The following is a 14,669-nucleotide window of genomic DNA, read 5'->3' as shown; positions in this document are numbered from 1 at the left end:
CAACGGACAGCCATGCAGCGGCCTTTTTTCACATAATAGGTTCCCTTTACATCACAGGGATAATCCCGATAACAAGCTTAAGGAATTGGTCACGAACGAGCTCTGCCGTCTCCATGACCTCATCGTGCGACAATGGCTGATCCAGAATGCCCGCCGCCATGTTGCTGATGCAGGAAATACCGAGCACTTCCATGCCTGCATGTTGTGCAACAATTACTTCGGATACCGTCGACATCCCTACAGCGTCGCCACCTAGCACACGAAGCATGCGGATTTCCGCAGGCGTCTCGTAGTTCGGGCCAAGAAAGCCGACATATACACCTTCCTGCAGTTCAACACCCTGCGAAGCTGCAACGTCCTTCGCCTTCTGGCGAAGCTGCGGGCTGTACGCCTGAGACATATCGGGGAAGCGTACCCCAAGACGGTTGTCGTTCGCACCAATCAGCGGATTGCGCCCAGTCATGTTCAAATGGTCGGAAATGAGCATAAGATCCCCAGGCTTATAGGAAGTGTTGATCCCGCCTGCCGCATTCGTTACGAGCAGCTTGGATACGCCAATCGCCTTCATAACGCGAACCGGGAATGCGGTTAGCTCTGGTCCATATCCTTCGTACATATGGAACCGGCCCTTCATCATCGCTACCGTACGGCCTGCGATCTTGCCGATCAGAAGCTCGCCCGCATGGCCTTCTACAGTCGATACAGGGAAATGCGGAATGTCCCCGTATGCAATCGTTACAGGCTGTTCCACCAAATCTGCCAGCACACCTAGTCCAGATCCCAAAATCAAACCTACTTCAGGCGTATCACTAATCTTAGATTGGATATAAGTCGCTGCCTCTTGAATATGATCGTGTGTAATTGTGTTGCTCATCTTATTTCCCCCATTCATCATTGTCCGATCAGAATCGATCGGTTGTAACATCGTCTTCATCATGCTGTTCAAAATGTGTTGTTCCCCATTGTTGCCCATACCCTTTACAGTTCATGCAAAAAGCTAGTGCCTACTTGAGGTTGCCCTGCTCGGAAATTATCTGCGATCGTGGCACCCAAATCTGCATATGTGGTACGAACCCCAAGAGATTGACCTGCATGCAGGGAAGGGCTGTACAGCAGAAGTGGAACATACTCCCTCGTATGATCGGTCCCCATATGTGTCGGATCATTGCCATGATCTGCCGTAATGACTAATAAATCATCTGGCCCGATTCTATCCATCATCTTAGGAAGGGCGGCGTCGAACTCCTCCAATGCCTTCGCATAGCCTGCCGGATCACGACGATGTCCGTACAATGAATCGAAATCCACTAAGTTGACGAACAGCAGCCCTTCAAATGATTGATCTAGCAACTCGATCGTCGTGTCGATGCCATGCGCATTGCTCTTGGTTGGATAAGAAGCACTTATCCCTTCTCCCGAGAAGATATCATTAATTTTCCCCACCGAAATAACGTCCTTGCCTGCCTGCTGCAGCAGGTTGAGCACGGTATTTGCCGGGGGCTTGATTGCATAATCATGGCGATTCGGCGTTCTCGTGAATGCACCTGGCTTGCCAACATAAGGCCGTGCGATAACACGGCCGACAGTGTGCGGTTCACACAATGTCAGCTTCCGGGCGATCTCACAAGCGCGATATAGCTCATCAAGTGGAATAATATCCTCATGGGCGGCAATTTGGAACACACTATCCGCAGATGTATATACGATCCACGATCCAGTCGCCATCTGCTCCTCGCCATATTCATCTAGGATTTCGGTGCCTGACGCCGGCTTGTTGGCCAACACTTTGCGGCCTGTTTCTTGCTCGAATGCTTCAATCAGCTCTTGTGGGAATCCATTTGGATACGTATTGAAAGGTGAAGTAATACGAAGTCCCATCAGTTCCCAGTGACCAGTCATCGTGTCTTTGCCGACTGAAATCTCCGCCATCTTACCATATACGCCTTCTGGGCACTCGGCAGCCTTCAAGCTGCCAAGATCGGCGATATTGCCTAAGCCAAGGCGCTGTAAATTCGAGAGTTTGATACTCGGTTTATGCTCTATGATATGTCCCAAGGTATGTGTACCCGCATCACCAAATTGCAATGCATCCGGCAGTTCCCCAATGCCAACACTGTCCAGAACAATAACTGCAATGCGTCCAAATTGCTTGCTCCCTCTATCCATGGTTACCACTCCTTCTCTTTCTCCGTCTTAGATTATGTTAAGGAGATTTGAACCATACTCCCGCTATTTCTTCTTCGCTCTTGGATGGGCGGAGGTATATACATCCTTCATACTTGATTTCCTCATATGCTCCACATACCGCTGTGTGGTCGCAAGCTCTGCATGTCCGAGCATTTCTTGCACTGCACGGACATCCGCGCCGTTCGATAACATATGAACAGCGAACGAGTGCCGCAGCGTATGGGGCGTAATGGGAAAGGATAATTCCAACTCTTCTGCATACTTTTTGATCATTTTCCAGAAGCCTTGCCGTGACATCCTTTGTCCGCGCACATTGACAAAGAGCGCATTATGCTCGGTAGTCTCCAATCCATCAGCCTGTGAAGAGGAGGATAATAATTGAGGGCGTGCATCGTTTAAGTATCGTTCCAACGCTTCAGCCGCAACCTGTCCGAGAGGCACAACACGCTCCTTGCCGCTCATGCAGCGCAGAAACCCCAGCTTAGGCTGAACATCCTCCATATTAAGCGACATAAGCTCCGACACTCGAACCCCTGTCGCATATAAAGTCTCCAGCATCGCCCGATCACGAATCCCTAACGGATTGCTCTCGTCGGGTAATGCCAGCAACCGCTCTGTATCTTGCAATGACAAGATCTCTGGCGCTTTGGAAGATGCCTTCGGGCGCTCTACTTCATAGGATGGATCCAGCTTCAAATTCCCTTCACGGATACAGAAATGGAAAAAGGATCGCAGTGAGGCCGCAATGCGTGCAATACTTGAGGCCGCACGTCCATCCCGCTTCAATTGATACATATAATGATTCACATGATACGCACGAATGTCGTCCACCATGCTCACATTGTCGGCGACTGATGCGATGAACATCTGTATATCACGCATATAGGCTTCTCGCGTATTCGAGGACACTCGCCGTTCATGTATTAAATAATCTCGGTATGCTTCCACCTGTTGTTCGATTAAGCCTGCCATCGTACTATACTCCTTACCTTGCGACTTTCACATCTGCAAATCTAAGCAACTGCTCTACAATAATTCAACAACACGAGTGTAAATCCCTTCCCTTGTCCGAACAGTTCGCTACTCGCCCAACCAATAGTACAACCGCAATCGTTCTGTGAACGTCATATGCTCTCTATCCAAGCCATCCTCCCAGCGAAAGACCTTAACTGCCTTGCCATGTGGCTCGCGGTACTTGTCCACTGGATAAATCCAATCACTGACGGCCCCCATAATATAAGCAACCGCATAGGTCATCATGAGGAATAACGCCATAAACTTGATTCGTCTTAATAGAGCTCGCAAAGGCACTATCACACTGCTCATCCCCTTCCGCTGGGCAAGTTCGACTCTCCTGTAACATATGATGCCAAGCCTTCGGATATGCGGTTCTCTCCGTATTCCCTTTTGAAATTCGCTGCTAAAACATTTCACCGTTCTATATTTGTCTCATACGATACAACAAGGCATTCCATTCCACTTGTCTAAGAAGTTGCACAAATTCGTTTCGAACTGGAGGGCTAGCAAGCATGCGCACCTTATCACGCATGTTGAAGGCGGCTGTCAGCAGCCGTCCTCATCGTAAAGCTGTACGGAAAATGATCATTTTAAAAGACGAAAAAAGCTACAATGCATGCATACTCGAACTCAAAAAATTTGGCATTACCCCAGTAAAACAAGTAGGTTCAGCTAACATGCTGTGTTGTCATATGGACGGCAACCATCATGCCTTGCAGCGATTGAGGAAGCACCCCAGCGTCCGCAGAATTGAAACGGATGCGAGAGTAAGGGCACATATTTATCCCTTATCGTACTATCCTGCTAGTCAGATCCTGAATTCTGTTACAGCAGAACCTACTTCCAGCAAGCAAATTCCGTGGGGCGTCAAGCGCATACAGGCTCCAGAAGTATGGAAATCATCCCAGGGGAAGAGCATAAAGGTAGCCGTAGTCGACACAGGGATATCGGCTCATCCTGATCTCAATATTGCGGGTGGTGTGAACACGATTCGCAAGGGAGGTTCCTATAGAGACGATAATGGTCATGGAACACATGTAGCCGGGATTGTTGCTGCACTTGGGAAAAGTGGTATGCAGTATGGCGTTGCCCCAGAGGTCATTCTGTATGCTGTAAAGGTACTGGATCAGTCTGGTGACGGATATGTGTCAGATATTGTGGAAGGCTTGGAATGGTGCATTCGCAATAACATGGATGTCATCAATATGAGCTTAGGACTGAATGGCGCCAGTGCATCGCTGCGCTCTATGGTCAAACGTGCTCATCGCAAGGGCATCGTGATCGTGTCCTCAGCTGGAAATGAAGGAAGAAACAGCGGTAAAATCGATCAGCCTGCCAGCTACCCGGAAGTCATCGCAGTAGCCGCCACTGACAAAAACAATCGAATTGCAACATTTAGCAGCCGCGGACGCGGAATTGATGTTGCTGCGCCCGGCAGCGATATTGTATCCACAAGCAATAAACAAGGATTCATCTCAAATTCAGGAACATCTATGGCTGCCCCACATGTATCAGGTACAGCTGCATTGCTGCTTGCTCACAACCGCAAGGTAAAACCTTCCCTTATTCGCAAGCTGCTCATGGATACTGCGAGGCCTCTGAACGGCTACTCTCGCCATTCACAAGGATCTGGCCTTATTCAAGCAGACCGCGCCTTCTCTTCACTCTCTATTGCCACTCAGCAAGAAGCAGAAGCCAGCGAGGGTCTCGAATCAGCGCATTCGACTCCAGCCATCCCTATTCAGGCTGCAGCCGCTTCCCGACACAAACACAGGTCAAAGGTGCTGGTAATTCGTCGCCGCAATCGTCAACGTACCGCCCGTCATTCTCAAGCTGTTGTCCCGCGGCATTCCTCCATCGGCGCCAAAAGCACCTCTGCCGCTCATCGCAAACGGCAAGTGCAGCGAAGAAGAAGGGTATCTGCGAATCCTTCAATTATGTAATTGCTCAAGCAATAAAGCCTCGGCAGTCCTGCCGAGGCTTCCTCATCATATCCATCTTCATTCGCTGCTATCGACCTGCTGTCATAGCGTAGCGCCATTTCAATTCCCTGTTGGATGCTTGCGGTTACTCCGCCTGCTCTTCTGCTTGCTTCTCCCGGCAATTCTTACAAATGCCTTGGAAATCCAAACGATGATCTACGACAGAAAATTGAAATTCTCGCTCCAAGCGCTCTTCCAATGGCCCAAGCCAGTCCTCACGGATTTCTTGCATAGAGCCGCATTGGACACATATCAAATGGTGATGATGGTGCTTATTCGTATCACCGCGCAAATCATATCGTGCAACGCCGTCGCCGAAGTTCATCTTCTCCACGACATGCAGCTCACTTAACAGTTCCAATGTACGATATACGGTGGCAAGACCGATTTCAGGCGCTTTCTCTTTCACGAGCATGAATACGTCCTCAGCACTAAGATGATCTTCTTCATTCTCGAGCAGGACGCGCACGGTTGCCTCGCGCTGTGGTGTCAGCTTGTACCCTTGGGATTGAAGTTGCTGCTTAATCTTCTCAATCCGCGCTTCCAATGGTCTCCCCCCTTGCCTGCCATCCACGTTTCATTTGTATCACTTCTATATATTATAGGGGGAGAACACAAGCAGTGTCAAATGAATTGCACAAAGTCAATATTCTTGGTGCTGTCTATTCTTGATCACATTGTCAATATTGGAACAACCCATCTCATTAGAAGAGGTGACACCCAAGTTGCAACAGCTGCAACTCCTGCCATTCCTACTAAGGATACAGATTGCAGTGTCATGAAGCGCTGCAGAGGCTCACGCAAGGATTGCATCCTAGGAACGAACAAACGATTTTTCAGAATATGCATGGCAAATACCATAGACGCAACGCTTGCAATCATCAGAAAAGGAATCGCAATAATATTATGCGGGGCGACTGATACTAATGCGAATAATACGCCTTTCCATGCATACTGACTGATGAGTGTCCCCACCGAGAATCCGATAAACACACCCTTCGCAAATACAAGTGCAAGCACAAGCGGAAATCCGATTATAGATATGCCAAGCAATGCAATTAATGCAATCCATTTGACGTAGAACATCGTCGAGTTCAAAAACGTCTCTCCACTATTCCCCACCTGATTAGAAGCAGCAGACTCTTGTCCCATTGTGGACACAAACTGACTCACATGGTTCCCGATATCCTGCTGTTGTTCCAATGTCAGTGCATTCACGAGCAAGGAACCAAACACAACGCCGACGAGGAAGAGAACGGACACGAAAATATATAAATGGAGCTGAGAGCGAAAAGAGTGAGCAATAGGCTTCATGGATGATGCCCCTTTCGAATAAGTTGAAGCGACGAATACCTCGTCCATCCAGCTTATGCTCATGCTCGTCCCTTTATGATTCGAACTATTCTCCTGTGATTACTTTGCCGTATGTGCCTCCGCCGCCACTTTGTAGAGACAGCTGTCCGCTCCTAGCGAGCACAATAAGTTCTGCTGTAGCTTGTCCAACCACTTGCTTGAGTTCCTCCTCCGTTGCATGGTGCAGTACGTTCATCTCCGTTCCGAAATGCTCCAGCAGCTTGGCAAGCGTTCGCTTCCCTACACCAGGGATGAATTCAAGCGGAATCTGCATGCAATATGGTGGGCGATGAGCTGGAATCTCCGATTGTTCACGATCTGCGATAGAACGTATCCGCTCAGATACACCACGGCTGAACTTCGTTGAACCACATTCTGGACATCTTGGCTGTACCTGATTCGCGTGGGTATCTGTGATTTCTACGGAAGCAGTACTGTCTACAACGTGGCCACATTTCGCACAAGAAGTGCGATGATATTTACCAAGCCGCGGATTAAGACCATAATTGGCTGTAACCCCGCGTCCAGCTTCCCTACGCAAGGCCATTGCCCACTCCTTGAATGTTGGTGAAGCCATGGCAAGTGCATTGTACTCCCTTGCAATTTTACTTAGTGAATGTGCATCTGAATTCGTCAGCAATGTAAATCGATCCAACTCAGAGATACATCCCGCCATTTCCGTATCAGCACTTAAGCCCAACTCCACAGCATCTATAATCTCCAGATCGAGCACATCTGCCATTCTGTCAGCACAGTTCCCATATATACTTTTAAAAGGTGTGAACACATGCGCAGGAACGAACAATCCGCCATATGCCGCAGTTTCTTCCTGCAGTGCTCGCCCTGGCAAGTACACACGCTGGGACGATAAACTCATGTTGGTGACATGAGGGGATAGCCAATTCGAGAATCGTTCCATTGCATGGATATTCGGCAAATAACACAGCACATGTGCAATGCCATATCCTTCTTCACGAATTTCGAGCTCGGTTCCTAGAAATATCGTGGTGTTCTTATACCGGATACCGCCATCCTGAAGTTCCTCCATCTCGCCTTTATCAAGAAGCGTTGCGATATCCCGCAGTACACCCGGCGCATGCGCATCAATGATGCCAATCAGATGAACCCCTTTGTGTTCGGAAGCTTCATGTGCTATTGCCTCGAAGGTCAAGTTGCGGCTCGCGCTGATTTTCACAGGCTGTCCTTCCGCGGTACTGCCTATATGAATATGGAAGTCACCATACATGGTATGCAACTCATCATGCTGTCCACTTCTTGCTGCATTCTCCATTCGGTTATACCGGCCACTTTCCTGTTAGTTTGTAAATTTGCCATGCATACATCGCATTGATAGTCTTCGCATCGCTAATTCGCCCTGCGCGCATCGCAGCAAATGCTTCCTCTAGCGTCATCGCATCTACTTCCAAAAATTCATCTTCGTCCGTATGCGCTTCGCCGGCTATCAATTGATCTGCTGCATACAAATGAATGATTTCATCCGCAAAACCAGGCGATGTATAGAATGAGCCTAATGGAATGAGATGATCTGTACGATAGCCTGTCTCCTCCGCAAGCTCACGCATTGCAGCTACGATTGGCTCTTCACCCGGATCAAGCTTGCCTGCTGGAATCTCAACCTGATTGCGCCCAAGAGGCTTGCGATACTGTTCAACAACAAGCATTTTATCCTCTTTGATCGCTAATACCGCAACAGCCCCTGGATGACGGACAATCTCCCTTGTTGCAGTCGAACCGTTAGGGAGCGTAACCGTATCTACCTGAAGCTTAATGATCTTCCCATCAAAAATAGGCTTCGTCTCTATTGTAACTTCTTCTAAAGGATTGCTTGCCCGTTCAGAACCTCGTTGTTCATTCATATATTCGTGCTCCTTTATGTACATATTTCCGTTCCGCTGAACATACCCATTATATCATTACGGCTTGTCCGATTCGATCCGGGAGTGATGAATGGATGCAACGCATATATCAAGCACAGGAAATGCTGTTAGTTGGCAAGAAGCAAGAAGTAATCGTCGAACTGCGTCGTCTCATGATGCGCCATGGCGGAAACACTCCACTGTCTCAGATATTGGACAACCAACCCGCCACCCGCAAATTATCCAGCAAATAGCTTACCTCTTGGCGGCTTCCGCTGTTCAGTCCTTACCATGCTTAATCCCCCTGCATCTTATGCACAATCGAACCGTTTCAAAACAATTAAGCCCTTGTTCATGAATGGTATCGAACAAGGGCTTATCCTATGCAGCACAACTGCTGAGTATGATAATCATTTCATTCATTTCCTGCAATAATCATCCAAGAGCAAGCTACATGTTTATTGCATGCTATGCTTGTACAGCTTGTTGAATAATCGCGACTACCAATTCACTCGTCTTCACCAAGTCGGATACGTGAATACGCTCCTTCGTCGTATGGATGTCCAAGTATCCTACTGCCAAGTTAACGGTAGGTACACCCATGCCGTTGAAGATATTTGCATCACTGCCGCCGCCTGAATGGAACAAGCGCGTCGTTGCGCCAATACTCTCAATAGCACGCTTCGCGAGCTGCACAACTTCATCTTTCTCTGTGAATTGGAATGCAGGGTACACGATGTCACTGTGGAACTCGGCTCTTGCTCCACATTCCTCTGCAGCACTCTCGAGCGCTTCCTTCATTGCCTTTACTTGAGCTTCAACCTTATGCTGTACGATACTGCGCGCTTCCGCATGCAGCTTCACATAGTCGCATACAATGTTCGTCGCTCCACCACCTTCGAATTTGCCGATGTTCGCAGTCGTTTCGTGGTCAACGCGTCCAAGCGGCATACGGGAAATCGCTTTGCTGGCAACTTGAATTGCACTGATGCCATCTTCCGGATTCACGCCTGCATGCGCGGACTTACCGAACACTTCCATTGTAATTTTCGCTTGCGTAGGAGCCGCAACTGCAATTGCTCCAATCTCACCATTTGAGTCCAGCGCATAACCGAAGTCAGCCTGCAAGTGGCTGCTGTCCATTGCACGAGCACCTACAAGGCCGGATTCCTCACCTACTGTAATGATAAACTGGATCGAACCGTGTGGTGTATTCGATTCTTGAATGAGTCGGATCGCTTCGAACATAGCAGCAAGGCCTGCCTTGTCGTCTGATCCAAGAATCGTGGTACCGTCACTGCGGATATATCCATCTTCGCCAAGCTGCGGCTTAATGCCATTGCCCGGTGTAACAGTATCCATATGGGAGGTGAAGAAGAAACGCTTTGCGTTCTCTTGACCTTCTGTTGCTGACCAGTTCACAATCAGGTTGCCTGCTCCATGTCCCGTTGCAGACGTTGTATCATCTTCCGTTACTTGGAGGCCAAGTGCCTCGAACTGCTGTTTCAACGCATCACAGATCGCACGTTCATTTTTCGTCTCGCTATCAATTTGAACCAATTCCATAAAGTGCTTTACAAGTCTTTCCTGTTGAACCATATCTCTTTCCTCCAAACGTTTATTTAAGGTACAATAGAGAATAACTCATGAACTTATTGATGAAAGGAGTTCTCTGTTCTTATGCAATCCAAACGATGGTTTAAAATCATTATATATGTCATGCTCGCCGCGATGCTCGCATCCACCGTGCTTGTGATTGTCGAGCCATTTATATATGGCTAGTGCTTCAAGCTGATCCATGCTAGGGGTACCTAGCTGCATCTCATCTTGCAACCACATAAGCAGAGCAGCTACGGGACAAGCCATGCGAGCAATCGCATGGCTTGAACTTATTGCAGCCTCCTACACCAACAGCGAAGTGTCAAGCTTGGCCGCTTCGAATCCGAAAACATGAACAAGATGAGGCAGCAGCAATTGGCCTACTTGCTCCACTGTGAAGGTTTGACCTGTGCAATCCTCCAGTGATGTTACCCCATACTCGCTAATTCCACACGGAATAATGCCTGAGAACCCTTCATGCTGGATGCCGCTCTTCACATTGAGTGCAAAGCCATGGCTGGTTACGAAGCCACGACGGCGTCTGCATTTATTGAATTTCACACCTATCGCAGCTATCTTAACATTGCCAACCCACACACCGGTATACTCTGGCTTGCGGCTTCCGATTACACCGAATGTCGCAAGAAATTGAATAATCGCTTCTTCCAATGATCGCAAATACCCGTGAAGATCAAGCTGTGGCCCATCCAATAGCACTAACGGATAACCAACCAGCTGTCCTGGACCGTGATATGTAATATCCCCGCCACGATCAATCTCGTACAGTGCAATTCCTTGTCGCTCCAGTTCTTCCTTGCTTAGCAGCAAATGCTCCGGGTGGCGCTGTGAACCGATTGTATACGTAGGGGGGTGCTCCAGCAGCAGCAGCGTATCTTCTCTCGTACCATCATCAATGGCATGAACGAGTTCCTTCTGCATATCCCATGCTGCGCCATAATCGACACGCCCCATATGGGTTACACGAAGAGCCTTATCCGCTTTATTCCATTCATTATTCATTGTCATCACGCTTTCTTCCGTCGATTCGTGCTGATTCTATTTTAATACACTTTCGTGTCCAATGAGAAGCTTTCGAGATTTTCTTTCACGCGTTGTAAAAATCTACCGCAAATTACGCCATCTAATATGCGGTGATCCAACGACAGACACATATTCGCCATCGAGCGGACGGCAATCATGTCATTAATCACAACAGGCTTCTTCACGATCGATTCAAAGGTAAGAATGGCAGCCTGCGGATAATTAATGATCGGATAAGACAGGATGGAGCCGAACGACCCCGTATTATTCACGGTAAATGTCCCACCCTGCATATCATTCGGAGACAAAGTTCCCTCTCTTGTCTTCCGTGCCAGCTCATCAATCTCTCGTGCCAACCCCGCAATGTTCTTCTGGTCAGCCTTCTTAATGACAGGCGTTAATACAGAATCTTCTGTACCTACAGCCAAAGACAAGTTAATGTCACGCTTCACGATAATCTTATCGACAGCCCACACCGAGTTCATAATTGGATAATCCTTGATCGCATTGACGATCGCCTTCAGCACGAATGCCAAATAAGTCAGATTAATGCCTTCCTTGCGCTTGAATTCATCCTTAATCTTGTTGCGAAGCTGTACAAGATTCGTAACGTCGACTTCAATTGTCGTCCAAGCATGCGGAATTTCAGAGACGCTCTGGCGCATACGCGTTGCGATTGTATGCCGAATCGGTGTGACGTCAATGAAGGTCTCTCCATTACCAGCTTGTGTTCTTCCTTCTACTTCAATCGAAGGGATACGCGGCGTCTCTGTAAGATGAAGTCCGGTGTTGCGCACATGCCCGCTTGCATGCTGCACCGCACTTGATTGCGGGGCTGCACTTGCTCCACCAGCTATTCCTATACCAGACGATGAGGCTGGTGCATTGCCAACTGTAGCAGCACTTGATGGCGTTACTACGGTTTCTCCACCAGCTTCAATTGCAGCCATTACATCTTTGCGTGTAATGCGGCCGCCCAATCCAGAACCAGCTACTCGCTGCAAATCAATTCCGTGCTCCTGCGCAAGTCGCTGCACGGCGGGTGAATACCGATTGCGCATATCCTGCCCTGCCTGCCCCGTTTGATTTAGTGGGGCGTCCGCTGTATGGCCCTGATTCTGCTCAGAGGCACCTGCAGCTGACGATGGCACAGATGCAGCAGCTTGTGACTGAACACGGCAGATCACCGCGCCTACCGCAACGGTTTCGCCTTCATGCGCCACAATTTCCTGCATAATGCCTGCTTCTGTTGCTGGCAATTCAGCTACTACCTTATCTGTAATCACTTCACAAATCGGTTCATACGCATCAAAGGTCTCCCCTGGACGCTTCAGCCATTTGCCGATAGTCGCCTGTACAAGGGATTCTGCCAACTGCGGCATCAATACTTCTGTTCCCTGATTTGAAGACATCGTTTTCACACTCCCGTTCTGTACGGTTGAAAGAGAAGTTCCGTCATAGGCTGTGCCATGTCTCTCCCTCCTTCATACCGTCTGCCATTCGATTAGAAGATCGCCAATTGGCGCATCGCTTCCTTCACTTTGTCCTTATTCAGCATGAAGAATTTCTCCATCGGAGGACTATAAGGCATTGCAGGCACATCCGGTCCGCACAGACGTTGAATCGGCGCATCGAGATCATAGAGCAGCTCTTCTGCAATGATTGCCGCTACCTCTGCCCCGACGCCGCCAGTCTTGTTATCCTCATGAATAATCAGCACTTTGCCGGTCTTCGAGACAGCTTCAAGTATCGCTGTTCGATCAAGCGGTTGAATCGTACGCAAGTCCAGTACATGTGCGCTGATGCCTTCCTTCGCCAATTCTTCCGCAGCTTGCAATGCATAATGGACTGGCAAACTGTAGGCAATAACTGTTATATCCGTTCCTTCGCGAACCACTTTCGCTTCACCAATCGGTACTACGTAGTCCTCAACTGGAACCTCTCCCGAGATCATTCGGTAGCACTTCTTATTCTCGAAGAAGATAACCGGATCAGGATCACGAACTGCCGCCTTCAGCAGACCCTTGGCATCGTATGCCGTTGCAGGAGCAACTATCTTTAGACCTGGTGTCCCGAAGAATACAGATTCCGGGCATTGTGAATGGTACAACCCCCCTGCAACACCACCGCCAATTGGGGCGCGTATCACAAGTGGACAGGTCCAGTCATTGTTTGAACGATATCTAATCTTAGCGGCCTCACTAATGATTTGGTTCGTTGCTGGGAACATGAAGTCCGAATACTGCATCTCAGCAATTGGCTTCATTCCTACCATTGCGGCTCCAATTGCAACGCCGGCAATGGCCGACTCTGCAAGCGGGGTATCTAACGATCTAGCTTCGCCAAATTGTTCATACAGCCCCTTGGTTGTTGTGAAGACGCCACCTTTGACCCCGACATCCTCACCGAGCACGAATACATTGCTGTCTCGTTCCATCTCTTCCTTCATTGCAAGTCGAATTGCGTCAATATACTCCATTACTGCCATGTTCCCTGACCCTCCTCCGCGTAGACATGCTTCAGTGCTTCTTCCCCTTGCGGGAACGGCGCCTGTTCACCATATGCGGTTGCGTCATCGAGCACAGCTTTCAGTTCAGCGCGCAGAACAGCATCTTCATCTTCAGACCAGATGCCGCATTCAATCAGGTAGGCCTTGAATCGAGGAAGACCATCCTTATTCCGGTGCTCCTCCACTTCTTCCTTCGTACGATATACCATGTCATTATCCGCAGTTGAATGGGGAGACAAGCGATACATGACTGCTTCTACCAACGTAGGCCCCTCACCTCGGACAGCACGTTCACGCGCTTCCTTCATAACTCGGTATACTTCTAACACATCACAGCCATCAACCTGAACCCCTGGGAAGCCATAACCCAAAGCCCGATCACATACGCGACCTGCGATTTGCTTCGCAATTGGAACAGAGATGGCATATTGATTGTTCTCTACCATAATGATGGTTGGCAGCTTATGAACTCCTGCGAAGTTGCAGCCCTCATGGAAATCTCCCTGGTTGCTGGAACCTTCTCCAAGCGTCACAAATGATACAGAATCTTCATTGCGCATCTTCGCTGCCAGAGCTATGCCTACCGCATGTGGAACCTGTGTCGTTACCGGACTAGAGCCGGTTACGATACGCAACCGCTTGCAGCCGAAATGACCTGGCATTTGGCGCCCACCGCTGTTCGGATCGCCCGCTTTGCCGAACAAGGCGAGCATTAGTTCACGTACGGTCATACCAACCGACATGACAAATCCATAATCTCGGTAATAAGGCAGGAAGTAATCTTTCTGATGATCGAGCGCAAAAGCCGCGCCAATTTGCGCTGCTTCTTGGCCTATGCCTGATACGTGAAAGTTGATTTTACCGGCACGCTGCAGCAGCAGCGCACGTTCATCGTACATGCGTGCAAGAAGCATCATGCGGTACATTTCCTGTGCCTGCTTATGGGTTAGGCCAAGCTCTTCATGTCTCGTCTGCTGACGAGTCGTCATATCTGGTGTCATGGAGTCATCCTCCTTTATTATCGCAAAATCCGTTCTTCGACCCTTGTACAGAGCAGCTTCATAGCTATCCTGCACACAAGTCATGAACAGTGGTCAGTTATCT

Annotated in this window: 16 protein-coding genes; 3 read left to right on the top strand and 13 right to left on the bottom strand. The window is 48.9% G+C overall.

The window, feature by feature from the left end; genetic code table 11:
* Window positions 1-46: 46 nt before the first annotated feature.
* The 4 genes from M3661_RS06125 to M3661_RS06110 all read right to left on the bottom strand — a co-directional run bounded on the left by M3661_RS06125 (window position 47) and on the right by M3661_RS06110 (window position 3,513).
* A complete protein-coding gene (locus M3661_RS06125; RefSeq protein WP_065290870.1) occupies window positions 47-874 on the bottom strand; it encodes a purine-nucleoside phosphorylase in 828 nt (275 codons plus the stop codon).
* 104 nt (window positions 875-978) lie between these two features.
* The gene (locus M3661_RS06120) at window positions 979-2,166 is read right to left on the bottom strand and encodes a phosphopentomutase (RefSeq protein WP_251482966.1); all 1,188 of its coding nucleotides are present in this window, start codon (window positions 2,164-2,166) and stop codon (window positions 979-981) included.
* Between the two features lie 63 nt (window positions 2,167-2,229).
* Window positions 2,230-3,159 (bottom strand): tyrosine recombinase, encoded by a 930-nt coding sequence (locus M3661_RS06115; protein ID WP_174810510.1) that lies wholly within the window; start codon window positions 3,157-3,159, stop codon window positions 2,230-2,232.
* A gap of 108 nt (window positions 3,160-3,267) precedes the next feature.
* On the bottom strand, window positions 3,268-3,513 hold the full coding sequence (locus M3661_RS06110; RefSeq protein WP_227774397.1) for a DUF4227 family protein: 246 nt from the start codon (window positions 3,511-3,513) through the stop codon (window positions 3,268-3,270).
* Window positions 3,514-3,716: 203 nt separating this feature from the next.
* On the opposite strand from M3661_RS06110, the gene M3661_RS06105 reads away from it, so the two are divergent.
* The gene (locus M3661_RS06105; protein WP_065290818.1) at window positions 3,717-5,147 is read left to right on the top strand and encodes a S8 family peptidase; all 1,431 of its coding nucleotides are present in this window, start codon (window positions 3,717-3,719) and stop codon (window positions 5,145-5,147) included.
* A 124-nt stretch (window positions 5,148-5,271) separates the two neighbouring features.
* Here M3661_RS06105 and fur read toward each other — a convergent pair whose 3' ends face one another.
* The 4 genes from fur to M3661_RS06085 all read right to left on the bottom strand — a co-directional run bounded on the left by fur (window position 5,272) and on the right by M3661_RS06085 (window position 8,416).
* Window positions 5,272-5,733 (bottom strand): ferric iron uptake transcriptional regulator, encoded by a 462-nt coding sequence (fur, locus tag M3661_RS06100; RefSeq protein ID WP_065290817.1) that lies wholly within the window; start codon window positions 5,731-5,733, stop codon window positions 5,272-5,274.
* Between the two features lie 125 nt (window positions 5,734-5,858).
* Window positions 5,859-6,500: a stage II sporulation protein M gene (gene spoIIM, locus M3661_RS06095; RefSeq protein ID WP_397376497.1), complete on the bottom strand. Its 642-nt coding sequence runs from the start codon at window positions 6,498-6,500 to the stop codon at window positions 5,859-5,861.
* Between the two features lie 85 nt (window positions 6,501-6,585).
* Window positions 6,586-7,830, bottom strand: a complete 1,245-nt coding sequence (locus tag M3661_RS06090) for an endonuclease Q family protein (RefSeq protein ID WP_251482962.1) — start codon at window positions 7,828-7,830, stop codon at window positions 6,586-6,588.
* A 4-nt stretch (window positions 7,831-7,834) separates the two neighbouring features.
* Window positions 7,835-8,416, bottom strand: a complete 582-nt coding sequence (locus M3661_RS06085) for an NUDIX domain-containing protein (RefSeq protein ID WP_065290815.1) — start codon at window positions 8,414-8,416, stop codon at window positions 7,835-7,837.
* 95 nt (window positions 8,417-8,511) lie between these two features.
* On the opposite strand from M3661_RS06085, the gene M3661_RS06080 reads away from it, so the two are divergent.
* Window positions 8,512-8,670 (top strand): hypothetical protein, encoded by a 159-nt coding sequence (locus M3661_RS06080; RefSeq protein WP_174810645.1) that lies wholly within the window; start codon window positions 8,512-8,514, stop codon window positions 8,668-8,670.
* A gap of 214 nt (window positions 8,671-8,884) precedes the next feature.
* Here the strand turns inward: M3661_RS06080 and M3661_RS06075 are convergent, their stop codons facing one another.
* Window positions 8,885-10,015 carry a M20/M25/M40 family metallo-hydrolase gene (locus M3661_RS06075; protein ID WP_251482960.1) on the bottom strand — a complete coding sequence of 377 codons (1,131 nt, stop codon included), beginning with the start codon at window positions 10,013-10,015 and terminating at the stop codon, window positions 8,885-8,887.
* 81 nt (window positions 10,016-10,096) lie between these two features.
* On the opposite strand from M3661_RS06075, the gene prli42 reads away from it, so the two are divergent.
* Window positions 10,097-10,198 carry a stressosome-associated protein Prli42 gene (gene prli42 / locus M3661_RS06070; RefSeq protein WP_005546772.1) on the top strand — a complete coding sequence of 34 codons (102 nt, stop codon included), beginning with the start codon at window positions 10,097-10,099 and terminating at the stop codon, window positions 10,196-10,198.
* 120 nt (window positions 10,199-10,318) lie between these two features.
* On the opposite strand, the gene lipB is transcribed toward prli42, so the two are convergent.
* The 4 genes from lipB to M3661_RS06050 all read right to left on the bottom strand — a co-directional run bounded on the left by lipB (window position 10,319) and on the right by M3661_RS06050 (window position 14,566).
* On the bottom strand, window positions 10,319-11,035 hold the full coding sequence (lipB, locus tag M3661_RS06065; protein ID WP_065290868.1) for a lipoyl(octanoyl) transferase LipB: 717 nt from the start codon (window positions 11,033-11,035) through the stop codon (window positions 10,319-10,321).
* Window positions 11,036-11,076: 41 nt separating this feature from the next.
* Window positions 11,077-12,468 (bottom strand): dihydrolipoamide acetyltransferase family protein, encoded by a 1,392-nt coding sequence (locus M3661_RS06060; RefSeq protein WP_065290812.1) that lies wholly within the window; start codon window positions 12,466-12,468, stop codon window positions 11,077-11,079.
* Window positions 12,469-12,560: 92 nt separating this feature from the next.
* Window positions 12,561-13,544 carry an alpha-ketoacid dehydrogenase subunit beta gene (locus tag M3661_RS06055; RefSeq protein ID WP_142543046.1) on the bottom strand — a complete coding sequence of 328 codons (984 nt, stop codon included), beginning with the start codon at window positions 13,542-13,544 and terminating at the stop codon, window positions 12,561-12,563.
* Entirely contained in the window at window positions 13,535-14,566 is a 1,032-nt protein-coding gene (locus tag M3661_RS06050; RefSeq protein WP_285852848.1) for a thiamine pyrophosphate-dependent dehydrogenase E1 component subunit alpha, read from the bottom strand. The genes M3661_RS06055 and M3661_RS06050 overlap by 10 nt, the downstream gene beginning before the upstream one ends.
* Window positions 14,567-14,669 lie beyond the last annotated feature (103 nt).

The organism is Paenibacillus sp. MER 180, from assembly GCF_023713665.1.
In the GTDB taxonomy this organism is placed as follows: Bacteria; Bacillota; Bacilli; order Paenibacillales; family Paenibacillaceae; genus Paenibacillus_B; species Paenibacillus_B suaedae.
This window is presented reverse-complemented; position numbering and strand designations above follow the sequence as displayed.